At 59.7% G+C, this 23,295-nt stretch carries 25 protein-coding genes; 16 read left to right on the forward strand and 9 right to left on the reverse strand.

Features of this window, described 5'->3' with window-relative positions; genetic code table 11:
• Positions 1–43 precede the first annotated feature (43 nt).
• The 16 genes from Q1A75_RS09415 (at position 44) to Q1A75_RS09490 (ending at position 13,713) form a co-directional block, all read left to right on the forward strand.
• The gene (locus Q1A75_RS09415; RefSeq protein ID WP_299547135.1) at positions 44–1,072 is read left to right on the forward strand and encodes a sugar ABC transporter permease; all 1,029 of its coding nucleotides are present in this window, start codon (positions 44–46) and stop codon (positions 1,070–1,072) included.
• Complete coding sequence (locus Q1A75_RS09420; protein ID WP_299547138.1) at positions 1,072–2,223, forward strand: carbohydrate ABC transporter permease; 1,152 nt, start codon at positions 1,072–1,074, stop codon at positions 2,221–2,223. Before Q1A75_RS09415 ends, Q1A75_RS09420 begins: the two co-directional genes overlap by 1 nt.
• A gap of 78 nt (positions 2,224–2,301) precedes the next feature.
• Complete coding sequence (locus tag Q1A75_RS09425) at positions 2,302–2,832, forward strand: ester cyclase (RefSeq protein WP_299547141.1); 531 nt, start codon at positions 2,302–2,304, stop codon at positions 2,830–2,832.
• A gap of 9 nt (positions 2,833–2,841) precedes the next feature.
• Positions 2,842–4,170, forward strand: a complete 1,329-nt coding sequence (gene hisD, locus Q1A75_RS09430; protein WP_299547144.1) for a histidinol dehydrogenase — start codon at positions 2,842–2,844, stop codon at positions 4,168–4,170.
• Positions 4,171–4,221: 51 nt separating this feature from the next.
• Positions 4,222–5,268 carry an ester cyclase gene (locus Q1A75_RS09435; protein WP_299547147.1) on the forward strand — a complete coding sequence of 349 codons (1,047 nt, stop codon included), beginning with the start codon at positions 4,222–4,224 and terminating at the stop codon, positions 5,266–5,268.
• The gene (locus tag Q1A75_RS09440; RefSeq protein WP_299547150.1) at positions 5,265–5,900 is read left to right on the forward strand and encodes a glutathione S-transferase N-terminal domain-containing protein; all 636 of its coding nucleotides are present in this window, start codon (positions 5,265–5,267) and stop codon (positions 5,898–5,900) included. The genes Q1A75_RS09435 and Q1A75_RS09440 overlap by 4 nt, the downstream gene beginning before the upstream one ends.
• Entirely contained in the window at positions 5,897–6,658 is a 762-nt protein-coding gene (locus Q1A75_RS09445) for an SDR family oxidoreductase (protein WP_299547153.1), read from the forward strand. The genes Q1A75_RS09440 and Q1A75_RS09445 overlap by 4 nt, the downstream gene beginning before the upstream one ends.
• Entirely contained in the window at positions 6,658–7,677 is a 1,020-nt protein-coding gene (locus Q1A75_RS09450; RefSeq protein ID WP_299547156.1) for a LacI family DNA-binding transcriptional regulator, read from the forward strand. Before Q1A75_RS09445 ends, Q1A75_RS09450 begins: the two co-directional genes overlap by 1 nt.
• Positions 7,674–8,642: an ester cyclase gene (locus tag Q1A75_RS09455; RefSeq protein ID WP_299547159.1), complete on the forward strand. Its 969-nt coding sequence runs from the start codon at positions 7,674–7,676 to the stop codon at positions 8,640–8,642. Before Q1A75_RS09450 ends, Q1A75_RS09455 begins: the two co-directional genes overlap by 4 nt.
• 3 nt (positions 8,643–8,645) lie before the next feature.
• Positions 8,646–9,260: a pyridoxamine 5'-phosphate oxidase family protein gene (locus Q1A75_RS09460; RefSeq protein ID WP_299547162.1), complete on the forward strand. Its 615-nt coding sequence runs from the start codon at positions 8,646–8,648 to the stop codon at positions 9,258–9,260.
• Positions 9,257–9,793, forward strand: coding sequence for a DUF6653 family protein (locus Q1A75_RS09465; RefSeq protein ID WP_299547165.1), 537 nt, complete (start codon positions 9,257–9,259; stop codon positions 9,791–9,793). Before Q1A75_RS09460 ends, Q1A75_RS09465 begins: the two co-directional genes overlap by 4 nt.
• Positions 9,790–10,755 (forward strand): cupin domain-containing protein, encoded by a 966-nt coding sequence (locus Q1A75_RS09470; protein WP_299547168.1) that lies wholly within the window; start codon positions 9,790–9,792, stop codon positions 10,753–10,755. The genes Q1A75_RS09465 and Q1A75_RS09470 overlap by 4 nt, the downstream gene beginning before the upstream one ends.
• Positions 10,755–11,354 (forward strand): class I SAM-dependent methyltransferase, encoded by a 600-nt coding sequence (locus Q1A75_RS09475; protein ID WP_299547171.1) that lies wholly within the window; start codon positions 10,755–10,757, stop codon positions 11,352–11,354. The genes Q1A75_RS09470 and Q1A75_RS09475 overlap by 1 nt, the downstream gene beginning before the upstream one ends.
• A gap of 11 nt (positions 11,355–11,365) precedes the next feature.
• Positions 11,366–12,490, forward strand: a complete 1,125-nt coding sequence (locus Q1A75_RS09480; RefSeq protein ID WP_299547174.1) for a cobalamin-independent methionine synthase II family protein — start codon at positions 11,366–11,368, stop codon at positions 12,488–12,490.
• A gap of 3 nt (positions 12,491–12,493) precedes the next feature.
• Positions 12,494–13,186, forward strand: coding sequence for an RraA family protein (locus tag Q1A75_RS09485; RefSeq protein ID WP_299547176.1), 693 nt, complete (start codon positions 12,494–12,496; stop codon positions 13,184–13,186).
• A gap of 41 nt (positions 13,187–13,227) precedes the next feature.
• Positions 13,228–13,713, forward strand: a complete 486-nt coding sequence (locus tag Q1A75_RS09490) for a CIA30 family protein (protein ID WP_299547179.1) — start codon at positions 13,228–13,230, stop codon at positions 13,711–13,713.
• On the opposite strand, the gene Q1A75_RS09495 is transcribed toward Q1A75_RS09490, so the two are convergent.
• The 9 genes from Q1A75_RS09495 to Q1A75_RS09535 form a co-directional block, all read right to left on the reverse strand.
• Positions 13,710–14,942 (reverse strand): mandelate racemase/muconate lactonizing enzyme family protein, encoded by a 1,233-nt coding sequence (locus Q1A75_RS09495; protein ID WP_299547182.1) that lies wholly within the window; start codon positions 14,940–14,942, stop codon positions 13,710–13,712. The genes Q1A75_RS09490 and Q1A75_RS09495 overlap by 4 nt on opposite strands.
• Positions 14,943–15,011: 69 nt before the next feature.
• Positions 15,012–16,106, reverse strand: a complete 1,095-nt coding sequence (locus tag Q1A75_RS09500) for a Zn-dependent alcohol dehydrogenase (protein ID WP_299547185.1) — start codon at positions 16,104–16,106, stop codon at positions 15,012–15,014.
• A gap of 74 nt (positions 16,107–16,180) precedes the next feature.
• A complete protein-coding gene (locus Q1A75_RS09505; RefSeq protein WP_299547188.1) occupies positions 16,181–17,416 on the reverse strand; it encodes a TCR/Tet family MFS transporter in 1,236 nt (411 codons plus the stop codon).
• Positions 17,413–18,735, reverse strand: coding sequence for a lyase family protein (locus Q1A75_RS09510; RefSeq protein WP_299547191.1), 1,323 nt, complete (start codon positions 18,733–18,735; stop codon positions 17,413–17,415). The genes Q1A75_RS09505 and Q1A75_RS09510 overlap by 4 nt, the downstream gene beginning before the upstream one ends.
• Positions 18,736–18,738: 3 nt before the next feature.
• On the reverse strand, positions 18,739–19,527 hold the full coding sequence (gene pcaD, locus Q1A75_RS09515) for a 3-oxoadipate enol-lactonase (RefSeq protein ID WP_299547194.1): 789 nt from the start codon (positions 19,525–19,527) through the stop codon (positions 18,739–18,741).
• A 4-nt stretch (positions 19,528–19,531) separates the two neighbouring features.
• Positions 19,532–20,722, reverse strand: a complete 1,191-nt coding sequence (locus Q1A75_RS09520) for an endonuclease/exonuclease/phosphatase family protein (protein ID WP_299547197.1) — start codon at positions 20,720–20,722, stop codon at positions 19,532–19,534.
• A complete protein-coding gene (locus tag Q1A75_RS09525; protein WP_299547200.1) occupies positions 20,719–21,708 on the reverse strand; it encodes a threonine/serine dehydratase in 990 nt (329 codons plus the stop codon). Before Q1A75_RS09525 ends, Q1A75_RS09520 begins: the two co-directional genes overlap by 4 nt.
• The gene (locus Q1A75_RS09530; RefSeq protein WP_299547203.1) at positions 21,687–22,505 is read right to left on the reverse strand and encodes an alpha/beta hydrolase; all 819 of its coding nucleotides are present in this window, start codon (positions 22,503–22,505) and stop codon (positions 21,687–21,689) included. The genes Q1A75_RS09525 and Q1A75_RS09530 overlap by 22 nt, the downstream gene beginning before the upstream one ends.
• Positions 22,502–23,188 carry a haloacid dehalogenase type II gene (locus tag Q1A75_RS09535; RefSeq protein ID WP_299547206.1) on the reverse strand — a complete coding sequence of 229 codons (687 nt, stop codon included), beginning with the start codon at positions 23,186–23,188 and terminating at the stop codon, positions 22,502–22,504. Before Q1A75_RS09535 ends, Q1A75_RS09530 begins: the two co-directional genes overlap by 4 nt.
• Between the last annotated feature and the right edge of the window lie 107 nt (positions 23,189–23,295).

The following is a 23,295-nucleotide window of genomic DNA, read 5'->3' on the forward strand; positions in this document are numbered from 1 at the left end:
GCAAGATCGGCGGCACCCTGCGCACCGTACAAAGGAAAGCAGCATGAAGTTCAAAACCTTCTTCTGGTTCGTCGCCCCATCGGTCTTCATGATGCTGTTGTTCATTGCGGCACCTCTGATCTCGGTGCTCATTCAATCATTTCAGATCACACAACCGGTCATGCAACAGATCGAGGTTGAAACCTGCACACCCGGTTTCCTGACACAGACTTGCACGACCGAGGTCAAGACCGTTCCGGTCATTGATGAGGCGACAGGGCGTGCCCAGACCACAACAGAATGGGTGGGGTTTCAGAGCTACCGAAACGTTCTGCAGATGGACAAGGTCTGGTCGGCCCTTGGGTCTGGCAACTGGGGTAAGATCCTGCAGATCGATTTCTGGAAGGCGCTGCGTTTTACCTTGATGTTCACTCTTGTCACCTTGCCGCTTGTGGTTGGTGTCGGGTTGATGATTGCGCTGGCCGTCAACAATGCAGCCAAGGCGCTGCGCGGTCCAGTGATCTTCATCTCGCTATTGCCGTTCATCATCACGCCGGTGATTGGATCACTGTCGATTTACTGGCTGTTCGTGGGGGACGGCATCCTGACGGCCACGCTCGAACGCTGGTTGGATCGGGACATTGCCATGTTCGGGCAGGCGTGGACGATCGAGCTGTTGATGTATTTCTACCGGGTCTGGCACGTCGCCCCCTTTGCCTTTGTGATCTTCTATGCGGGCCTGCAAACCGTGAACATGGACACACTGGAATCTGCCATTATCGACGGAGCCAACCGCTTTGAACGGCTGCGCTATGTTATCGTGCCGCACCTGATGCCACTGATCATCTTCATCGCGCTCATCCACCTCATGGACTGTTACCGCGTCTTCGACGAGATCATCGGTTTCCGCAGTCAGGCGCATGTCATTTCGCTGCAATGGCTGACCTTCGATTTCCTGACGCCGGATGACGCGGGCAACCGGGCCATCAGCCGGGCTGCGGCCAGTGCCATGCTGACCATGGTGGGCATCGTGATCCTGCTGATCCTGCCGCTGCGCCGCACCTGGCGTGACCACAAAGGAGGGGCACACTGATGTCAAAAGCCACCGCACAGCCGCTGTCGCTCAAGCTTGCATCGGGGGCGTTCCTCGCCTTCTGGTGCCTGATCGCTGCCTTCCCCATAGCGTGGATCGCGGTGATGAGCGTGAAGTCCCCGCGCGATGCCTTTGACGCGAGCGCATGGAATGTGATCACGGGGCCGGCCACGCGGGCCGCTGGCAATGGGTTGAGCTTTCTGGACATCGCATTGGGGTTGGTCGTTCTCTATTTCGCGATCCGCTGGGCATTTACACGCCTGCCCGGACTGGTCGAGCAGTACTCGCCTGCTGGCTTTATCGTGCTGGGCTGGCTTGTGGGTGCGGCAGTGTATGGCTTGCTGTTCGTGCTGATCTTCTTTGGTGCGCTGCCCGTAGTCTTTGGCGTACTCAACAGCATCGCTGGTCCATTGGGCACCCCAATCCTTGGCCTGACGACGGAGCACTATGTGGCCGTCTGGGGCGAGAACGAGTTTTACCGCAACTTCATCAACTCGATGATCGTGACGGCGGGCGTGGTGACTGTCTCCCTGACCGTGGGCACCTTGGCGGGATATGGCCTTGCCCGGTCCGGGTCGAACCTGGCGTTCTGGCTGTTGATCATTGCGCTCGTGTTCCGCGCCTTGCCACACTCGGTGCTGGTGGCGGGCTACCTGCCATGGTTCATCAATTCGGCTGAAATCCTGCGCCCCATCCTTGGTGATCTGAGCCCCACGCTCTACGGCCAGCCCTGGGCGATTATCGCGGTGCTGGTGGCGATCAACCAGCCGTTCACGATCTGGATGCTGCGCTCGTTCTTCCAGAATATCCCCTCCGAACTGGACGAGGCGGCACGTGTTGACGGCTGTTCCCACTTTCAGGCGTTCCGCCGGGTGATCATGCCGGTCATGTGGCCGGGGGTGATTACCACAGGCCTGTTCAGCTTCCTGCTGGGCTATAACGACTTCCTGGTCACGGCCCTGCTGCTGGACGCGCAAAACCAGACGATGGTTCCGGCCATCGCTGGTTACTTCAACCGCGAAACCACCACGACGGATCAGGTTGAAGCGGTCGCGGCAGCTGTATCGATCACCGCACCTCTGTTCCTGCTGGTCATGGTGTTCCAGCGGCAGATCGTGTCGGGCCTGACGGCAGGGGCGGTGAAGGGCTGATGATTTCTTCTGGCTGAAAATACCACGGGGTCCGGGGCAGAGCCCCGGTTCTGCCCTGTCAAAAAAGAAAGAACGCTGATGAAAGGTTCCCGACCGGAACAAGCGGTGCTGACCCGAGGCACCGACATGACAAAGACCGAAGACACCCGAGCGGTGATCGAAGGAATGGTGGATGGGCTGAACGACCATCGCATTGACGACATTGGCCAGTTCTTTGCCGAAAGCTTCCGCTGGATATGCAACACCGGCTGCGGCACCAAGACCGGGTTGCAAGAGTTTCAGGACAACTGGCAACGCCCCTTCCAGGCCGCCTTCTCCGACAAGGTGTGCGTGGATGAAGCCCGTCTTTACATGGGCGAATGGGCTGCGGCCTTTGGACGGCAAGAGGCGACCCATGCCGGTGAATTCATGGGCATTGCCCCCACCGGCAAGCGGATCGAGATTCGGTACATGGATTTCTGGAAGGTCGAAGATGGTCGTATCACAGACAACTACGTGATGGTCGACTTTCCCCACGTCCTCGCCCAGTTGAGGCGCGACGTTTTTGATGGTGAAGGCTGGGAGGCCTTCGATCGCGGCGACAAGACCCCACCGCGACCCGATGCATGAGGTGACGAGATGACGATTGAATACCTGAAACGCGGCAAGCCTGAAGCCGAGCGGGCCGAAGACGATGCCAAGACGCGCGCCATCGTGGAAAGCACCCTTGCGGACATTGAGGCGCGTGGGGATGTGGCGGTGCGTGACTTGTCAGAAAAGTTCGACAATTACAGCCCCGAGAGTTTTCGCCTGACACAATCCGACATCGACGCACTAATGGCAGAGCTGACCTCACGCGAGATGGAGGACATCAAGTTTGCGCAGCAGCAAGTCCGCGACTTCGCGCAGGCACAGCGGGACTCCATGCTGGATATAGAGGTCGAGACGATGCCAGGCGTCATCTTGGGTCACAAGAATATCCCCGTGCAATCCGTGGGTTGTTATGTGCCCGGAGGCAAGTTCCCAATGGTCGCGTCTGCCCACATGTCGGTGGCGACGGCGAGCGTGGCGGGCGTGCCTCGCATCATCGCCTGCACTCCACCGTGGCGGGGCAAGCCGAACCCGGCTGTGATTGCCGCCATGCACTTGGGTGGCGCACACGAGATCTACGTCATGGGCGGCATTCAGGCGGTGGGCGCCATGGCCATTGGGACCGAAACGATTGACCCGGTCCACATGCTTGTTGGCCCCGGAAACGCCTTCGTGGCCGAGGCCAAGCGCCAGCTTTTTGGTCGCGTGGGCATTGATCTGTTTGCAGGGCCAACCGAGACGATGGTGATCGCGGATGAAACCGTCGATGCCGAGATGTGTGCCACGGACCTGCTGGGGCAGGCCGAACATGGCTACAACTCACCTGCTGTGCTGCTCACCAACTCGCGCAAGCTGGCGGATGAAACAGCATCCGAGATTGAGCGCATCCTCGGCATTCTGCCGACCGCTGACACCGCCCGAAAAAGCTGGGAGGATTATGGCGAGATTATCCTGTGCGATACCTATGACGAGATGTTGGAAATGGCCGACGATGTGGCGTCCGAGCACGTGCAGGTGATGACAGACCGCGACGACTGGTTCCTCGAACACATGACCTGCTATGGCGCGCTGTTCCTTGGCCCTCGCACCAATGTGGCGAATGGCGACAAGGTGATCGGGACCAACCATACCCTGCCCACCAAGAAGGCGGGGCGGTATACGGGCGGCCTGTGGGTTGGCAAGTATCTCAAGACGCACAGCTACCAGAAGGTCACGACGGACGAGGCTGCGGCAGAGATCGGCGCCTACGGTTCACGGCTCTGTATGCTCGAAGGCTTCGTGGGTCATGCGGAGCAGTGCAACCTGCGTGTGCGTCGCTATGGCGGAATAAACGTGCCGTATGGCGAAGGCGCGCCTGCACGTGATGCTGCGGAATAGGGGCAGGTGCCTCTCATCAACGCCTTGGCAATGATGTTTGGAAACGGATAAATGGATACCCATTCACAGCACAAGGACTTGATCGCACCTTTGAGGCGGGCCTTGTATGATTTTGACATGGATACCGTGCGCGCGCAGCTTCATGCGTTATGTACGCCAGACGCGGTGTTCCGTCTCGCTTTTCCGTTTGAGAGTATCGTGGGCGTGGATGCGTATGTGGACCGCGCCTATGACCCATTGGCCGCAGCCTTGCCCGACCTCGAGCGCAGGGATTACATCGTGATCGCGGGCCCGACACCCGAAGGCGCGGATTGGGTGGGCTGCGGCGGTTATTACACCGGAACGTTCAGGGCACCTTGGCTCGATATCCCGCCCACGGGTCATATCGTCCATGTGCGATTCCACGAGTTCTATCGGTTCGAGGACAACAAGATTGTCGAGATGCAGGCCCTGTGGGATATCCCCGAGGTCATGATGCAGGCGGGTGCTTGGCCTATGGTACCATCATTGGGACGCGAATGGCATGTGCCGGCACCTGCAACCTGCGACGGTCTTGTGCAAGGGCCGCGTGATGACATGACCAGTGATGCATCCTGTCAGCATATCATCGACATGCTGGACCATCTCAAGAAGCACCCCAGCCAGGGTGGGCCCGAGGTGATGGAGATGGAGCGGTTCTGGCACCCCAAGATGATGTGGTATGGGCCAAGCGGTATCGGGTCAGGGCGCGGTATCGCGGGGTTCCGCAACTGGCATCAAATCCCGTTCCTGAACGGCATGCCCGACCGCGGAACATACGTGGACGAGATCACGTTCCACTTCTTTGGTGACGGTGCGTATACCGGGGTGACAGGCTGGCCGGATATGTACCAGACCATTACCCACGATGGATGGTTAGGCATCCCGCCCGTGAACAAGCGGATCGAGATGCGCAGTCTGGACTTCTGGCGCCTGGAAAACGGGTTGATCCGCGAGAACTGGGTCATGGTGGACCTGCTGCACATGTATGACCAGATTGGCGTCGACGTTCTGGCTCGTATGCGAGAGTTCAACAAGGCGCGCGTGGGCTTCGATCCTGAAACAGGGCGGGCGATATGACCCTGATCGTTCATGGGCGCGCGACGTCATCCAATGTGCAGGCGGTGATGTGGGCTGCGGCTGAATTGGGCCTTGTCGTTGAGCGCAAGGACGTAGGGGGGCGGTTTGGTGGAGCCGACACGCCTGCCTTTCGACGGATGAATCCGATGGGGCTGGTACCAGTGCTGGAAGATGGCGACACCGTGATGTTCGAGAGCGCCGCAGTCCTGCGGTATCTTGTTTCCAAAGATGGTGCAGCTGGCCTAAAGACCTCGCCGCGCGACGATATGTGGGCGGAATGGACGAAGAACACGCTTTGTCGGTCGTTCACTGTTCCGCTGTTCTGGACGTTCTACCGGACGCCCGAGGCGAAGCGGGACATGGTGGCCGTTGAAGCGGCCCTGCGCCAATTCGAAACTTATCTTTCCATGGCGATGGCGGAACGACGTACGCGCGATTGGGTGTCCGGGTCCGCTCCCGGTCTTGCTGATATCTGGGCTGGCCATGTTCTCTATCGCTACTTCACGCTGGACTTTGAACGGCGGGTGCCGTCCGGTGCGCAAGACTACTACGACGCCTTGACCGCGCGGCCTGGGTATCGGACGCATGTGATGGTGGATTATTCCGAACTGAAAGGGAGGCTGTCGTTTTGACCGAACTGCCCCGTACCCCATCATTCGATCTGTCGGGAAAGCGTGCGCTTGTGACCGGTGCGTCGTCTGGTATCGGCCTTGGCTGTGCCGTGGCTTTGGCCGAGGCAGGCGCACACGTTGTTTGCGCTGCCCGCCGCGCTGACGCCTTGGCCGATGTGGTCAACGCCATGACTGAGCAAGGCTGGAGCGCCGAGGCGATGCCGCTTGATCAGTCTGATATAGAAGCAGTCAACGCGGCCTTTGATCAACCGTACGATATCGTCCTGAATTCGGCAGGGCTGGCGCGTCATGGTCCTTCGATAGAGACGCAACCGGATGACTTCGATGCCGTTGTAGGGATCAACTTGAAGGGCGCTTACTTCCTGTCCACCGCCGCCGCGCGCGCCTTGACCATGGTCGGCAAACCGGGCTCGATCATCCATATCTCGTCCCAGATGGGCCATGTGGGGGGCATCGACCGGGCCGTCTACTGCGCCACGAAACACGGGGTCGAGGGGATGGTCAAATCGATGGCCATTGAGTGGGGCAAGGCCAATATTCGGATCAACACGGTCTGTCCGACCTTCGTGCGCACGGCCTTTACCGAGAAGTCATTTCAGGACCCCGACCGTTACGCGTGGATCATGGACAAGATCAAGTTGCCACGCGTGGCAGAGGTCGAGGATATCATGGGCGCAGTCCTCTTCCTCGCGTCCGACGCGTCGGCGATGGTCACGGGCACCTCGATGCTGATTGACGGAGGTTGGACGGCTGACTGATGCCCGACAAGGTGACAGCACTCGACGTAGCGGCCCGGGCGGGTGTATCCCGCTCGGCGGTCAGCCGTGTGTTCACGCCGGGTGCATCCGTGTCCAAGCGCACGGCAGACAAGGTCCGGCAGGCGGCGGATGCGTTGGGTTACCGCCCAAACGTGCTGGCGCGCAGCCTGATCACGGGGCGGAGCCGCATCATCGGATTGGTTGTCGCCTATCTGGAAAACCATTTTTACCCCGAGGCCATCGAGAGGCTCAGCCGCAAGCTGCAAGAGCAGGGCTATCACGTGCTTGTCTTTCTTTCATCGAACAGCGGCGAAGAGGCGGATGAGGTCATGGCCGAGCTGCTTGACTACCAAGTGGATGGAATCATCGCGGCGAGCGTGGGCATGTCCAACGATCTAACGCAACGGTGCGAGGCGGCTGGTATTCCCATTGTCCTGTTTAACCGCGCGCAGGATGATGACCGTTTGTCGGCGGTGACCTCTGACAACTACCATGGGGGCCGAAAGCTGGCCGAGTTTTTGCTGGCAGGCGGCCACAGTCGCATCGCGCATATTGCTGGCTGGGAAGGCGCCTCCACCCAGCGCGACCGTGAGGCCGGATTTGTTGCAGGGCTTGAAGCGGGTGGGCAGCATCTTGCGACCCGTGGCGTCAGCGACTTTAATTTTGAAAAGGCCAAATCTGTCGCCCGCGAGATGTTTGCAGGGCCTGAAAACCCTGATGCCGTGTTCTGCGCGAACGACCACATGGCCTTTGCCGTGATGGACGTGCTGCGGTTTGAATTGGGCCTCAGCGTGCCGAGTGACGTGTCCGTCGTCGGCTACGACGATGTGACCCTCGCCGCCTGGCCCAGCTATGACCTGACCACCGTGCGCCAGCCTGCCGGTCAGATGGCCGACGCCACGGTAGATATTCTGATGGATCGCCTTGCTGATCCCGACACCAAACCCCGCCGCGTCGCGCTGGATGGACCGCTGGTCCTGCGCGGGTCGGCGCATATTCCCAAAGGATGGACCTCATGAAGGGTTTTTCGAACCGGTGGAAGGATTTCCCCGACTACATCATCGGTATCACCAAGGAAATCTGGGAAGATCGCGGCATTGCGACCCTGCACCATTACTACAGCCCGGACATCGTGGTGCGCTCGCCCGGATCGGTTGTCATTGGAAATGAAAAGGTCATTGGTGCCACCATGGCAACGCTGGCCGAGTTTCCGGATCGTACCTTGTTGGGAGAGGACGTGATCTGGTCCGGGACGCCGGAAGAGGGAATGCTGTCTTCGCACCGCATCTTATCGACCGCGACGCATATGGCTGATGGGGTCTATGGCAAGGCCAGCGGAAAGACCCTGCAGTATCGCATCATCGCCGACTGCCACGCGATCAACGATCAGATTGACGATGAATGGCTGATCCGAGACCAGACCGCCATCGTGAACCAAATCGGGTGGGAGACGAAGGCTTATGCCGCTGACCTGATCGAACGCGAAGGTGGGATGGAAAAGGCCGCGTGTCCGCTGACCCCGGCCACAGACCGGCCCGGCCCCTACAAAGGGCGCGGCAATGACAATGAATGGGGTGCAAAATACGCCGACATCCTGAACCGGATCATGGGAGCGGACATGGCGGCCATCCCATCGGAATATGATCGTGCGGTGCAATCTGAATATCCCGGAGGCATAACCAGCCATGGCATCGGCCCGGTGGATCGGTTCTGGATGGGCCTTCGCGCGTCCTTTCCCGACGCTACATTCACCATCAATCACCAGATTGGACGAGACGATGACATGATGCCGCCTCGCGCCGCCATCCGCTGGGCGTTGCACGGTAAGCACGACGGTTGGGGCTATTTCGGTGCTCCTACGGGGGCAGAGGTCTATGTGCTGGGCATTTCCCATGCCGAGTTCGGGCCTTGGGGGCTCCGCCGGGAATATACACTGTTTGATGAAACGGCGATCTGGAAACAGATCCTGCTACAGACGGGGTGACCCATGGATCGCTACGATCACCTGATGTTCACCGATGCAGTGAAGGCGCTGCAAGAGGCAGACGGATCTGCCGACATGTACGCGCGCAGCTACGGCCCGCGCACGCATGCCCTTTCAGCGGACGAGGTGGCTTTCGTCACATCGCGCACCTCTTTCTACATCGCGACTGTGTCCGAGACCGGATGGCCCTACATCCAGCATCGGGGCGGGCCTTCGGGCTTTCTCAATGTACTCGATGACCACACGCTCGCTTTTGCGGACTATCGTGGCAACAAGCAGCACATCAGCGAAGGCAACCTTGCAGGCGATGATCGCGTGTCGCTGTTCCTGATGGACTACCCGCGCAAGGCGCGGATGAAGCTGCAAGGGCGGGCGACATTTGTGCAGGCGCAGGACAACCCTGATCTTGCCGGACAACTGGCCGTGGAAGGGCAAGGCCGTGTTGAACGATTGGTGACAATCAGGCTTGAGGCCTTCGACTGGAATTGTCCTCAATTCATAACGCCGCGTTTTGATGCGGCCGAAATTGCGCAACTGGTTGGCCCGGAGATGGACAAGCTAACCGCGCGAATTGCTGAATTGGAAATCGAGAACGCGAAGCTGAAAGGGCAAGGATGACCGATCTGTACCGTGCCGCCGAACGCCTGATGGGGATGCAGGATGCCGATTGGCGGCGTCACGCAAATCCGTTGAGCGTTTGGACGCGGTTCTCGTGCCTGCCGTTGATTGTTTTGGCTATCTACGCCCGCCAGTGGATTGGCGGGTGGTGCGTACCGCTGATCTTGCTCGCGATAGCTTGGACATGGATCAATCCGCGCGCCTTTCCGCCACCCACCGATTTCGGATCTTGGGCGTCGCGTGGCACTTTGGGCGAACGCATCTTTCTGGCCCGCGGCCAATATGAGGTTCCAGCCCATCACATGCGTGCGGCCAATGTGCTGACGACGTTGGCCGCTTTGGGGGTGTTGCCACTCATTTACGGCCTGATCTTTTTGAACCCGTGGGCCGCAGCTCTTGGTTTGGTCGCGACCATCCTGCCCAAGGTCTGGTTCGTCGACCGTATGGTCTGGGTCCACGCTGACATCACCAATACCACACCGGGCGATCCGTTGTTCGATCCAACCCTTCCACATGAAAGGACCCCCATATGACCCCCGCCGAGATGGAGCCGCGCATCGTGCGTTACGGCGACCTGATGCCCTGCAAGACCGCGTTCATCGATGCGCACACGCCGGGTTCGGACCAAAAGGAAAACTTCACCATCATCGGCGGTGGTGTGTCGGAAAGCCCGGACCAGCACGTGCACATATCGATTCCGCATGGCTTCAACATCGGAGCCGCAGGCCAGCCGCCGAAGTGCCGGAACTCCTTGCACAGCCACCGTACGGCCGAGGTGTTCTTTGTCCTGTCTGGCCGCTGGCGTTTTTTCTGGGGTCGTTGGGGGGATGCGGGCGAAGTAATCCTTGAAGAAGGCGACATCATCAACATTCCCACGGGCATCTTTCGCGGGTTCGAGAACATCGGCACCGACTACGGAATGATCATGGCGATCCTTGGCGGTGATGACGCGGGAGGCGGCGTGATCTGGGCGCCGCAGGTCATTGAGGATGCCACCGATCACGGTCTGGTGCTGGGCGAAAACGGCAGTCTATATGACAACAAGAAAGGCGAAAGCCTGCCCGATGGTGTAAAACCGATGCCGCTTCTGACGGACGAAGAGCTGAAAGAGTATCCCGAGATGTCCCCTATGCAGGTCGTGGGTATGGGCGTGCGCCGGTATTGGGACATTGTGTGCCTTGCCAAGGATGCGCCGTGCAAGGTGATCGGCGAGACGGGCATCATCCGTGACAAGCCTGGGTTCGAGGTGGATCTTATCACCCGTTCCAGCGCCAAGGATACGATGCATACTCATGACAAACCTTCTGTCCTGATGCCCATGCGTGGACATTGGCGTGTGACGTGGGATGGCGGACACACGACGCTGGCCCCAGGCGACACGATGAGCATGCCGGAAAGCCTGCCGCACAGTGTTGTGCCCTCGATGACCGGCGAGGCGTCACTCTACCACATCGTTGGTACCGATGATCCCGCTGGCCCCACCTGGATGGGATAATGACTGACCCCGATGATATCCGCGGCGTCTATGACCGTCAGGCGGCGGTCTACGACGCGCAACGCTCGCGCGCACTGTTCGAGGCGCGCTGGCTGGCGCGGTTCGCCGTTGGACTAGCACCTGGCGCACGGGTTCTGGACCTTGGCTGCGGCACGGGCGAGCCGATCGCCCGCTGGTTCAAGGCCGAGGGGTTTGACGTAACGGGCGTCGATTTTTCCCAACCGATGCTCGACATCGCCCGTTCTCGCTGGCCCGACGGGGATTGGCGGCAGGGTGATATGCGCGACTTCGATTTGGGTGAGCGTTTCGATGGCGTCATCGCGTGGAACAGCTTTTTCCATCTAACCGAAAGTGACCATCGGGATTGTATCGCGCGTATGGCGCAGCACCTTGAGGACAATGGCGTGCTAATGCTTACGGTTGGCCCGGATGCGGGCGAAGTGCAGGGGACCGTCGGTGGTGAACCCGTGTTCCATGCCTCCTTGTCGCCTGCCGATTATGCCACGTGCCTTGAGGCAAATGGCTTGCGTCTGACCGGCTTTTTAGCCGAAGACCCCGAGACCAACCGCCATTCTGTCCTGATGGCGCGCAAGACTTGAAGGAGACCGTCATGCCTGTCACCACCACCCATGTGGGATCATTACCCCGCACACAAAAGGTCGTCGACTTCATCTTTGCCCGTGAGCGGGAAGAAGCATATGATCAAGCTGCATTTGATGCGGCGATGGCTGATGCCGTGGATGACACCGTCGCCAAGCAGGTGGCGGCGGGTGTGGATATCGTCAGCGATGGCGAGACGTCCAAGATCAGCTACGCGACCTACGTCAAGGACCGCTATACCGGTTTTTCTGGCGACAGCCCGCGCAATGCACCTGCGGACCTCAAGCAGTTCCCGAGTTTTCTCAAGCGTTTGGCCGATGATGGTGGCACGCCGAAGTATGCGCGGCCCATGTGTACGGGCGAGGTGCAGAGCAAAGGGCAGGGCGAGCTGGAAAAGGACATCGCCAACCTCAAGGCAGCAATGGCCAAGCATGGGGTCGAACGCGGTTTCATGAACGCGGCCTCACCCGGTGTGATCTCGCTTTTTCTGCAAAACGACTTCTATCCGACCCGTGACGCCTATCTCGGGGCCCTCGCGGATGCGATGAAAGCGGAATATGAAACCATCGTGGGCGCTGGGCTGGACCTTCAACTCGACTGCCCCGACCTTGCCCTGTCGCGGCACATGCTGTTCAACGATTTGAGCGATGCGGAGTTCATCAAGATCGCCGATGCCCATGTTGAGGCGCTGAACCACGCCCTGTCCGATGTCCCTGCTGAGAAGGTCCGCATACACATCTGTTGGGGCAACTATGAAGGCCCGCACACCTGCGATATCGCAATGAACACGGTGTTTCCGACGCTGATGTCCACCAAAGCGCGTTATTTGCTGTTCGAAACCTCGAACCCGCGCCATGCGCATGAATGGACGGTGTTCCGTGATCGCAAAACTGAAATTCCCGACGGCAAGGTGCTGGTACCCGGTGTCGTGGATACCACCACCAACTTTGTCGAGCACCCCCAGGTCGTTGCGCAACGGATCGAACGGTTCACTGGCATCGTCGGATTGGACCGCGTGATTGCCGGCAGTGACTGTGGCTTTGGCACGTTTGCAGGCTTTGGGTCGGTTGATCCCGAGATTGCCTATGCCAAGCTCACTGCCCTCAGCGAAGGTGCGGCGATGGTGAAAGGTTAACTCATGGAAGACGCGCTGCACGACCTTTTGAAATCGGTCGATACACCTACGGTTTGCAACGCGATCGAAGTCGCGCAGGGTAAGCGCGGCTTTAACGCGTTCACGCGTGGCACCCTGCTTGCCTCGGACCCTGATGGTGTGATGGTCGGCTATGCCCGCACTGCCCGCATCCGTGCACTGGCCCAGCCAACAGAAGCGCCGGAGGTGATCAAGGCGCGGCGTATGGCGTACTACAAATACATGTCTGAAGGAGATCGCCCCTCGGTTTGTGTCGTGCAGGACCTCGACGTTCCAAACGCCATCGGTGCCTACTGGGGCGAGGTGAATACGAATATTCACAGGGCATTTGGCCTCTCCGGCACGCTCACTGACGGTGTGATGCGGGATCTCGGCGATTTGGCGGAGGGCTATCCGGTTGTTGCAGGTTCCATAGGTCCAAGCCACGGCTTCGTGCATGTGGTCGACTATGATCAGCCCGTTCGCATTCGTGGTCTCGATATCCAACCAGGCGATTTGGTGCATGCCGATCGGCACGGCGCAGTTGTGGTGCCGGTGGATGTGACGCCCAAGCTGGCAAATGCCATCGCGTCGCTTATGCGGTCTGAGAAAACTGTGTTCGATGCGGTAAAAGGCAAGCGGATCAGCTTCGAGGACTTTGAAATCGCCTGGACCGCATTCGAGGCTGCGCGCACATGATACGCTGGGCGGCGACATTTGCGCTGCTATGTTTGCCAGCAATGACACATGCGCAAACCCTCGATCTAGACCCCAAATGGGAGTACGTGGCCGATACGGTCATGGGCGGTGTCTCGAAAGGGCAGGCTGTTCACGGCGTGATTCAGAGCCAAGACGCTACGCGCCTGATTGGTACCGTGTCCCTCGACAACAATGGCGGCTTCGTTCAGATCGCGTTCGACCTTGCCGAGGGGGAGGTTTTCGATGCCAGCGCGTTCACCGGTATCGCGCTCGATGTGTACGGCAACGGTGAAACCTATGATCTGCGCTTGCGTACCGATGCCCTGACACAGCCATGGCAATCATTCAGGACCGATTTCACCGCACCCGCGGAGTGGACAATGATCAAAGTTCCCTTCGCCGCATTCAGCGCACACCGGACAGATGCCACATTTAACGCGGCAAGATTGCGCCGCGTGGGCATCCTCGCCATCGGGCGCGAGATGCAGGCAGACATCGCAGTGTCGGGTGTGCGCCTGTATCGCTAGTCGCGCGGGGCAGGGGCGCCTCCTTCGAAGTTGTTTCCCTGTTCATAATCGCAAGGCGCGTCCCGCATCTGCAGATGCAGTCCGTCGCCAGTATATGGATGTGCGCGGGCCAGACCCTCGTCTACCTCAATGCCGAGACCGGGAGCTTCGGGCGGAGTGATAAACCCACCTTCGACGCGAATACTCCCCTTAATCAGTTGGTCATGGAACCGCGTCTCGATCGTTTCGCACATCAACAGGTTCGGGATCGAGGCAGCCAGATGAATGTTTGCGGCCCATTCTACGGGCCCTGCATAGAGATGCGGGGCCATCTGTGCGTTATAGGCTTCGGCCATGGCCGCGACCTTCTTCATTTCCCATATGCCACCGGCACGACCCAAAGCCGGTTGCAGGATGGTGGCGGCACCGCTGCGCAAGACGGGCGCGAACTCTGCCTTGGTGGTGAGCCGTTCGCCGGTGGCAACGGGAATGCGCACCGCGCGCGCCACCTTGGCCATCTCTTCGACCGCATCCGGCGGGATCGGCTCTTCAAACCATAGTGGTGAGTACGGTTCCAACGCCTGCCCAAGCCGTATCGCGCCCGCTGTGGTGAACTGTCCGTGGGTGCCAAACAGTAGATCAGCCTGGTCTCCCACGGCCTCTCGGATCGCTTTGCAGAACGCCACGGATTGCGAGATGTCCCGCATTCCCGGCATATGTCCACCACGCATGGTATAGGGGCCTGCCGGGTCAAACTTCACGGCGGTGTAGCCGCGATTCACACAATCCAGGGCAGCTTCGGCGGCCATCTCGGGCGATGTCCAGAACGCATCGAGCCCATGATGGGGCAGAGGATACAGGTAGGTATAGGCCCGGATGCGGTCATTTATCCGACCGCCCAACAGCGCCCAGACAGGTCGCTCGCGCGCCTTGCCGAGAATGTCCCAGCACGCAATCTCAAGGCCCGAGAACGCCCCCATGACGGTCAGATCTGGCCGCTGGGTAAAGCCCGAAGAATAGGCCCGGCGGAACATCAGCTCGATGTTTTCCGCGCTTTCCCCACGCATGTGCCGGTTAAAGACATCCTCGATGACGGCCCGCATCGCTTCCGGTCCAACGGACGAGGCATAGCATTCGCCCCACCCGACAATCCCGTCATCGGTCGTGACCTTGACCAGGATCCAGTACCTGCCACCCCAACCGGGTGCCGGGGGGGCTGTAACGATGATATCGAGGTCCTTGAGTTTCATCCTAAAGTCCCTCTTCTCTGTTTCAAAAAATCCCGGGGGCGAGGCCAAAGGCCGAGGGGGCTGGCCCCCTTACGACCTGTCAAACAGGATCACGTTTCGTCTTGCCGCGCCCGATTTCGTATCTGCGATCGCTTCATTGATTTGATCCAGAGACCACCGCCTGGAAATCAAACTGTCCAACTGCAATCGGCCCTGCTGATAAAGATCCACCATCCACGGGATATCGCGCTGGATGACCACGTCACCCATCTTGGATCCGACCATGCCTTGACCAATTGCTGCCAGAATGACGGGTTCATATGTGGCGGTATCGCCGGAATGGGGCATACCGACCATGACAACCTTGCCACCGCGACCCAGATACTTGGGTGCCTGCTCATAGGCAGGAATGGCGCCGACGGTGACAATAACCGCCTCGGCACCTTTGCCGCCAAGGGCCTTGTAGCTGGCGCGCCACGGCGATTTGCCAGTTGCCAATACACCATGCGTTGCGCCAAAGGCCTTGGCGTCCTCCAACTTCTCCTCGGTCATATCAACAGCGACGATGCGACGGGCGCCTGCTATGCGCGCGCCTTGAATGGCATTCAAGCCGACGCCACCCGCTCCAATGACAACAACATCTTGACCGGCGCGCAGACCGGCTGCATTTACCACGGCACCGACCCCGGTAATGACACCGCACGCGATCAGGCTTGCCGCCTCTTTCGAGATGTCGGGCGCAATCTTCACCAACTGCTTCTGATCCACAACGACCTTCTCGGCAAAGGCCCCGCAGGCCATCGCCTGATGCAGCTTGCCATCGTCGGCAGTGCGGATCGGACCCTTGTCCCCGTCGTAGGGCGTCTCGCACACCGTTGGTTTGCCGCTGGCACAGGAAGGACACGTGCCGCAAGCCCGGATCAAAGTCACAACTACACTGTCGCCCTCTGACAGGCCCACCACGCCGGGACCGGCTGCGCTCACCACACCCGCGGCTTCATGCCCGTAAACGGCAGGCAGGCTGCCGCCCCAGGCCCCATCGGCATAGGAGATATCGGAATGACAGATTGCAACGGCATCAAGCGTGACCTCGACCTCGCCCGTTTCAGGCGCGCGGATCAGAATGTCCTCAACCACAAGGGGCGTACCGAATTCATGGCACACAGCGGCTTTGATTGTTTGCATATCCGTCCCTCTGCCTCTCTTTCCGGTGACGGTGACGCAGCAACAGTGCGCAGGCAAGTCGGAAAACGACAGAACTAGGGCGCAGTTGACCCACTTACTCGGGGTGAGGCAGCTGTCCTCGCGCCTCGAACAAAGACCATCAGTGCCACCGCAATCAGAACGGCAGCCAAAAGGAACGGTGCGCCTGGCAGGTACACGCCCGTCTCCGGCGTGGTAAAGGTGTGGAACACAGATGTCATCAGCATCGGTGACACGATCATGGCGAGGGCTGCGATAGAGGTCAGCGCGCCCTGTAATTCGCCCTGTTCATCGTCGCCAACTGCTTTGGACATGATGCCCTGCAATGCGGGCGTTATCACGGCCGGCAGGGCGGCAAGAGGGGTCAGGATCAACAGCCATGTCCCGGAACTGACAAAGCCGATCAGCAGGAATACTCCGACATCCGCGATATGGCCGTAGACCACTGCGCCACGTTCCCCGAGCACTCGCAACATGGGCCGGATCAATCCGCCCTGAACCACCGCCATGGAGAAACCAAACAGGCTCAACGACAGGCCAACCATGCCAGGTGACCAGTCAAAACGTTCGGTCGTGTAATACGCCCAGATAGCCGGGTAGACGATAAAGGCGACCTGATAGATGAAAAAGACCAGTAGAAGCGGCCCCAGTCCGGGCAACTTTGCCAAGTGGCGGAACAGACCAAACGGGTTTGCGCGCGCCCATGTGAAGGGGCGGCGAATGCGATCGTCGACAGTTTCTTTCAGAACTATATAGCCAAAGATAGCGTTTGCCGCGGCAAGTCCCGCTGCCGCGTAGAACGGCGCGCGTGTGCCATATTCGGCCAGAAGGCCGCCCATGGCCGGGCCCAGCACGAACCCGATACCGAAAGCCGCGCCGATCAATCCGAAATTCGCGGCCTTCTGTTCGGGTTTCGAGATGTCGGCCATATAGGCGTTTGCCGTGGATTGGGTGGCAGCGGTGATGCCTCCGACAATCCGACCTAAAAACAACAACCAAATGGTGCCCGCGACGGCCATGACCAAATAATCGAACGCCAGCACAACCAATGACACCAGTAGAATGGGGCGGCGTCCGTAGCGGTCAGACAACGCGCCCAGAAGTGGACCGAAGAGGAACTGCATGGCGGCAAAGGTGGTCGACAGCACTCCGCCCCACAGGGCTGCGGTGCCCAGCCCCAGCCCCATCCCCTGCACCTCTTGGATCAGGTCGGGCATGACCGGCACGATCAGGCCGATGCCCATCGCGTCGATCATGACCGTCAGCAGGATGAAAATGACGGGCAGCTTCACAGGGGTTTCATCCGATTGGCAAAGGCGCGTGCGTCTGACGGTGCGGCGCCCATTTGGGCAGAAGGATCAAACAGGCTCTCTGGTAAGTCAGGATGCGCGATGCGTGCAACAGTCTCCAGCGATTGCTCGGATGCGATGGCTTTGGCAATCAATGCCTTGGTGGCCGCCTGTGCGTCAGGTCGGGCCATTTGTTGTGCCAGAGCAAAACTCAGGGCTTCTGCATGAATACCCCCCAGGCCGTCGAACTTGGATGACATGGCATCCAAGTTTGGGCTCCAGCTTTGCACAAGCGCATGGGCAACATTGGTCGATGCAGCCCAACACAACGCAATTTGCGGCATCACCATCCATTCGGTAAACCACGCGGCCCCATCGCGCTGGTGTTGGTGCGCTGATGCCGCCTGCAACGATGCCCTCAGACCTGTCATCTGATGACCCAGCGCCACAAGCGTCGATGGTCCCACCGGGTTCTCCTTCTGCGGCATGGTCGAGGATGATCCTGCCACGTCCAGAGCAATTTCCTGGCATTCCGTGGCCGCCAGCGCAACGGCGGTTTGTCCCATCGCGGAAAAGGTCGCCACGATCCGTGCCATCCAATCTGCAATGCGCAGGATGGGTCCACGATCAGTATGCCAACTCCGACCGGGATCGCTTAGCTTCAATGCGTCGGCCAGCTCGGCGCGTGTCTTATCCGCGCTCGGTCCCAAGGCAGATGCCGTCCCTGCCGCACCGCTCAACGACACCCACAAAGACCCCTGGCGCAACGCCGACAACTGCTGCATCGCGTCGGCCAAGGGCTGCCCCCATTGCGCCAACACGGCCCCCCAGCTGGTGGGCGTCGCATGCTGCCCATAGGTACGGGCAACCATCGGCGTTTCTGCGTACATCTCGGCCTGAGCGCCCATCGCCTTGAGTACATTGTTCAACACGTCTTGCTGGGCGTTCAACGTCTGGCGCAGGCGCAGCATCAGCGCGGTATCTATGATGTCTTGGCTGGTCGCGCCCCAGTGCGCGTATTGCGCATGTTCCGGCGCTTCCATCGCCTTGCGGAACTCGTCCACGAGGGCAGGAACGCTGACGCCATTCTGACCTGTCGCCTTGGCAAGACCCGCTGGATCAATTTGGACCTCAAGCGACGAACGATGGATAAAGGCGGCACTCAACTCCGGGATCAGACCCTGTGCGCCTTGCACCTTGGCCAGGGCACCTTCAACCAGCAGCATCGCCCGAACTTCCGCGCTGTCGGACCACAACCGCGCCACTTCACCTGTGGGGAACAACTGCCCGTAGAGGGAAGAAGAAAAGACAGACGCCGCCATGGATCAGATATGCCCCGTCGCGCGCATGAAGTCTGTCAATACGCGGGCGAATTCATCGGGTCGCTCGACGCATGGCAAATGGCCCGCCTTGCGGATCAGGTGGAACTGGCTGCCGGGGATATGATCGACGGTTTCACGTACGAGATCGGGTGGAGTCGATCCGTCTTCCGACCCTGCAATGCCCAGCGTAGGCAGGCGCAGCGTTGCCGTAGTGGCAAAGAAATCAGTACCCGAGATCGCTGCAGAGCATCCAGTGTATCCTGCATCCTCCTGCCGAACCAACATGTTTCGCCATAGCTCCAAGTCCGCGTTTTTATGAAAGTCCTTTGAAAACCAACGGTCCATGACAGCGTCAGCCAGCGCCTCGATCCCGCCGGAGTTCACGTCCCGAATGCGGTCGGCCCACATCTCCTTGGTACCGATCTTGGCCCCGGTGTTTGACAGCACCATGGCGCGCATTAGGTCGAGCCGCTTCACGGCCAATCCCTGCGCAATCATGCCACCAATGGATAGGCCGACAAACATCACATCCTTGAAGCCATGCAGGTCCATCAACTGCTCGCAGTCATTGATCAGCAGCCCCATCGAATAAGGCCCAGATGGACAGGTCGACAGGCCATGGCCACGTTTGTCGAACCGCAGGATGCGCAGACCATCGGGCAACAAGGGCAAGATCGGATCCCACAACCGCATATCCGTACCCAATGAGTTCACGAAGACGACCGGCGCGCCATCGTCCGGGCCGTCAATACGGTAGTGCAGGCGCACGTCACCCAAATCAGCCATGTGCATGAACTTAATCCTTCAACCGCATATGCGCGATGATCTGCCCGTGGTCCGAAGCCAGCTTGTTGTACGGGGCCTCGGCATGGCTGCCATCGGTCAGATGATCGTTCAACACGCTGAAATAGTCCATCTGCCCGATGCTTCCCTTTGCGTCAGGCAGGAAATGACGGGACATGTAAATCTGGTCGATACTCTCATAAACACCGCCAAACGCCGCCGTATACACCATGTCTCGGGACGATTTGCGGATAAACTGCTTTTCAGCCGAGTGTAGGCGTACAGCTTCAATGGCCTCGCGGATCTGCGCGTCTTCATCTTCGGAATACCGATCGCGCGGGGTTTCAGCGTCGTGGCGCAGCATCCATGCGTAATTCTTGAACGGATGCTCACCGCTGATGATCTCTGAACTGACGGCATGTTCGCCGTCATTGAAATCGCCCACGGCCATCACCGGGTAACCGGCCTGTAACTCGGCGACAATGGCGCGGCGCAGCACCCATGCCTCGGCCATGCGGCGTAATGAAGCGCGCAGGCCGCCGAGCGCCCGCCCGACCGGATCATAGCGGGTCAAGTCCACTTCCGGCGGAAAGTTGGAACCTTCGGGCGTGACAAACTCACCCAGCTTCGACTTCAGATGGCAGTTGAACACCGTGATGACATGATTGCCGATGGGGATGCGCACCTTGAGGATCGGGCGGCTGAGACGTGTGAGGCGAAAGCTGCCGCCGCCATCTGGCCCCATGGGGCCAAAGTCAATGTCCACGGGTTCCGGCAGATCCTGAATGATCTCGGGCTGACCTTCGAAGCCAAAGCGTGACAGGATCGCCACACCCGGACGGCGCTGCCCGGGCTCGCCATCGTTTACATTCGTGGCGACGGCCAACGCGGCGTCTGTGTAGGGGCGGTAGGCCAGCTTGCGAAAGATCGCCTTGCGCCGATAGCGCTTGTTGGGGCCGGGGATGTGCTGAGCGTTGTCCGCGATGCCCTCGGCATCTGCGGCATCGATCACCTCTTGCAGGGCGCCTTCTTCAAAGATTTCCTGAAAGCCCACAATGTCGGCGTCCATGGTTTGCACCTGCTCGGACAGCCAATCTACCTTCCAGGCGTATTCCTCGGGCGTGTATTGTTGGAACCGGTAGTATTCCTTATCCGGACCGATCAGGTTCTTGACGTTGAAACTGGCGATGGTGAAGTCGGTCATGCAAGTGTGTCCAATGCGCGTTTGAAAATGTCAGGGTCCACGTTCCCGCCAGAGATTGTGACGATCACGTCGTCGCCCTCTATTTGGTCCTGTCGACACATGGCGGCAGCAAGGGCCACCGCCCCGCCGGGTTCGGCGACAACTTTCAGACGCACGAAAGCCTGCGCCACGGCGTACAAAGCCTCACCCTCGCTCACCACCAGACCGGGGCCGCACAGGCGTTTCATGATGGGAAAGGTCAGATCGCCGGGCTGAGGGGTGATGATGGCGTCACATATGTTGCCCGAAACCGCATTGTTCCGCTCAATGCCGCCTGAGCGCAGGGACCGGGCGACATCATCAAACTCTTCCGGCTCAGCCGGGCGCACACGCAGGCCGGGCGCCTCCACCTCAAGCGCGAGGGCAATACCGCTGGTCAAACCGCCGCCACCGCAACACACGATCACGTCTGCAGTCTCCACACCAACTGCCGCCGCCTGTTCCGCAATCTCAAGGCCGGTCGTGCCTTGCCCGGCGATGACTTGTGGTTCGTCAAAGGGTTTGATCAACGTCAGGCCGCGCTCCTCGGCCAATTGCGCGCCGATGGCATCACGGTCGCCCGAACCGCGTTCATAAAGGACAACCTCGGCCCCGAGCGCGCTGGTGTTTTCGATCTTCAGTTTTGGTGCATCGCTGGGCATGACGATAACGGACGGTACGCCGTGCATCCGCGCCGCGAGGGCCACGCCTTGGGCGTGGTTGCCACTGGAAAAGGCAATCACGCCGGCGTTACGCGTGTTCTTGTCCAAGGCGGACAGGGCAGACCATGCCCCACGGAACTTGAAACTGCCGGTGTGTTGCAGGCATTCTGGCTTGATCCAGATACGACGACCAGCGATTTCGTCCAAGAAAGGTGAATTCAGCAATGGCGTCTTGCGGGCATGGCCGTTCAACCGCGCTGCTGCGGCGCGGATCATCTCGATATTCAATTCAGCTGCTCCATCCATTCCCGTATCGCCGCCAAGGCTTCGGGTTCATCAAGAAATGGCACGTGACCACGTCCGGGGACCTCGGCATAGATCATGTCGGGGCGACGATCTTGCATCTTTTGCGCTGTCTCGGCACTCAGCAGGTCCGAACCGGCACCGCGGATCAGGGCCAGCGGCTTGCCTTCCAATGCATCGAAGAATGGCCACAGGTCCGGCACGTCACCGCCTGCTTCGACCGCGTCGCGCAGGCCCGGATCATAGGTGATATTGAGGCCGTCATCAGCCTCGACAAAGTGTGTCTGTGCTTCCTGCATCCAGCGCTCTGGTGGCACGTCATCAAACCCTTTCAGCACGTAGGCCAGCGCCGCGGCTGCCTCGGAATATGTGCGGGCGGCAGGGCGGCGCCCCAGATGCGTCATGATGCCCGCCAGTCCCGTTGGGTCCAATTCCGGCCCCACGTCGTTTAGGGCCACACCCAAGAGGCGATCAGGTGCGGTGGCAGCTAATCCCATTGCGTTTAGTCCACCGCGTGACGTGCCAAGAATGGCAAGTGCAGACAAAGATAGACGATCCATCAACTCCATCACATCGCGGATCTCGACCGCCAGAGAGTAGTTCCGCCAGTTGTCATCCCATTGTGACTGCCCGCGACCACGGTAATCCAGCTTGATCAGGCGGCAGGGTGGAAGATGTGGTGTGACGTACTGGAAATCCTGCATGGTGCGTGTCAGGCCGGGCAGGCACAGCAGCGGCAGGCCATCGCCCTGATCCTCGAAGTAGAGAGACAGGCTATCCGACGTTTCAAACGTGCTCATGCCTGCGACAGCTCCGGGATACCGGTCAGGTCGCTCAGAATGTGGTGTGGCGTCCATGGCAAGCGGTCTACCGGTTCATCTGCGCGGTTCACCCAGGCGGTGGTAAATCCATAGCCGGACGCACCTGCCGCATCCCACCCGTTCGAGGACACGAACAGAACTTCGGTCGCCGCGCAGTCAAAGCGTAGGCCGACAAGGTCATACACTCGCCTGTCTGGTTTGAAGATTCCAACGCTTTCAACGGACAGGCAATCATCCAGCACATCGCCAATGCCCGCTGATTGAACGGCGCCGTTCAGCATTTCGGGAGACCCGTTGGACAGGATCGCAGTGTTCATCCCGGCATCTTTCAATGCGTGCAGCATCGCGGGCACCTCCGGATAGGCCTGCAATTCCCAGTATAGCGCAAGAAGGCGCTCGCGCATGGCGACGTCGCCTCCCAACCCGTTGCGCTCCAGCGCCCAATCCAGACCCTGTTGTGTGACCTGCCAGAAATCGGTGTGCGCATCGGTGATGGCGCGCAGCCACGTGTACTGCAACTGCTTCAGCCGCCAATGCTCGGCCACCGCAGGCCATGTATCAGCCAGTTGCGGAAATGCGGGCTCCGCTGCCGCGATCCGGGCCGCGGCGGCGACATCAAAAAGCGTACCGTAGGCGTCGAAAATACAGGTGGTTATGGGCATAAGATACTCCTTGAGGTGCAGACTGGCACGGAGGGGAACGAACGAAAAGGGGCGAGGTGGGGTTTACCCCATTGCTGCAGAGGGGCAGGGTGTGGCATCCGTCAGCC

Source organism: uncultured Tateyamaria sp. (genome assembly GCF_947504105.1).
Lineage (GTDB): Bacteria > Pseudomonadota > Alphaproteobacteria > Rhodobacterales > Rhodobacteraceae > Tateyamaria.

Excerpts from the sequence above, each read along its gene's own strand:
- Q1A75_RS09415 (WP_299547135.1), top strand. The coding sequence starts at position 44 with ATGAAGTTCAAAACCTTCTTCTGGTTCGTCGCCCCATCGGTCTTCATG.
- Q1A75_RS09420 (WP_299547138.1), top strand. The coding sequence starts at position 1,072 with ATGTCAAAAGCCACCGCACAGCCGCTGTCGCTCAAGCTTGCATCGGGG.
- Q1A75_RS09425 (WP_299547141.1), top strand. The coding sequence starts at position 2,302 with ATGAAAGGTTCCCGACCGGAACAAGCGGTGCTGACCCGAGGCACCGAC.
- hisD (WP_299547144.1), top strand. The coding sequence starts at position 2,842 with ATGACGATTGAATACCTGAAACGCGGCAAGCCTGAAGCCGAGCGGGCC.
- Q1A75_RS09435 (WP_299547147.1), top strand. The coding sequence starts at position 4,222 with ATGGATACCCATTCACAGCACAAGGACTTGATCGCACCTTTGAGGCGG.
- Q1A75_RS09440 (WP_299547150.1), top strand. The coding sequence starts at position 5,265 with ATGACCCTGATCGTTCATGGGCGCGCGACGTCATCCAATGTGCAGGCG.
- Q1A75_RS09450 (WP_299547156.1), top strand. The coding sequence starts at position 6,658 with ATGCCCGACAAGGTGACAGCACTCGACGTAGCGGCCCGGGCGGGTGTA.
- Q1A75_RS09455 (WP_299547159.1), top strand. The coding sequence starts at position 7,674 with ATGAAGGGTTTTTCGAACCGGTGGAAGGATTTCCCCGACTACATCATC.
- Q1A75_RS09460 (WP_299547162.1), top strand. The coding sequence starts at position 8,646 with ATGGATCGCTACGATCACCTGATGTTCACCGATGCAGTGAAGGCGCTG.
- Q1A75_RS09465 (WP_299547165.1), top strand. The coding sequence starts at position 9,257 with ATGACCGATCTGTACCGTGCCGCCGAACGCCTGATGGGGATGCAGGAT.
- Q1A75_RS09470 (WP_299547168.1), top strand. The coding sequence starts at position 9,790 with ATGACCCCCGCCGAGATGGAGCCGCGCATCGTGCGTTACGGCGACCTG.
- Q1A75_RS09475 (WP_299547171.1), top strand. The coding sequence starts at position 10,755 with ATGACTGACCCCGATGATATCCGCGGCGTCTATGACCGTCAGGCGGCG.
- Q1A75_RS09480 (WP_299547174.1), top strand. The coding sequence starts at position 11,366 with ATGCCTGTCACCACCACCCATGTGGGATCATTACCCCGCACACAAAAG.
- Q1A75_RS09485 (WP_299547176.1), top strand. The coding sequence starts at position 12,494 with ATGGAAGACGCGCTGCACGACCTTTTGAAATCGGTCGATACACCTACG.
- Q1A75_RS09490 (WP_299547179.1), top strand. The coding sequence starts at position 13,228 with ATGACACATGCGCAAACCCTCGATCTAGACCCCAAATGGGAGTACGTG.
- Q1A75_RS09495 (WP_299547182.1), bottom strand. The coding sequence starts at position 14,942 with ATGAAACTCAAGGACCTCGATATCATCGTTACAGCCCCCCCGGCACCC.
- Q1A75_RS09500 (WP_299547185.1), bottom strand. The coding sequence starts at position 16,106 with ATGCAAACAATCAAAGCCGCTGTGTGCCATGAATTCGGTACGCCCCTT.
- Q1A75_RS09510 (WP_299547191.1), bottom strand. The coding sequence starts at position 18,735 with ATGGCGGCGTCTGTCTTTTCTTCTTCCCTCTACGGGCAGTTGTTCCCC.
- pcaD (WP_299547194.1), bottom strand. The coding sequence starts at position 19,527 with ATGCACATGGCTGATTTGGGTGACGTGCGCCTGCACTACCGTATTGAC.
- Q1A75_RS09520 (WP_299547197.1), bottom strand. The coding sequence starts at position 20,722 with ATGACCGACTTCACCATCGCCAGTTTCAACGTCAAGAACCTGATCGGT.
- Q1A75_RS09525 (WP_299547200.1), bottom strand. The coding sequence starts at position 21,708 with ATGGATGGAGCAGCTGAATTGAATATCGAGATGATCCGCGCCGCAGCA.
- Q1A75_RS09530 (WP_299547203.1), bottom strand. The coding sequence starts at position 22,505 with ATGAGCACGTTTGAAACGTCGGATAGCCTGTCTCTCTACTTCGAGGAT.
- Q1A75_RS09535 (WP_299547206.1), bottom strand. The coding sequence starts at position 23,188 with ATGCCCATAACCACCTGTATTTTCGACGCCTACGGTACGCTTTTTGAT.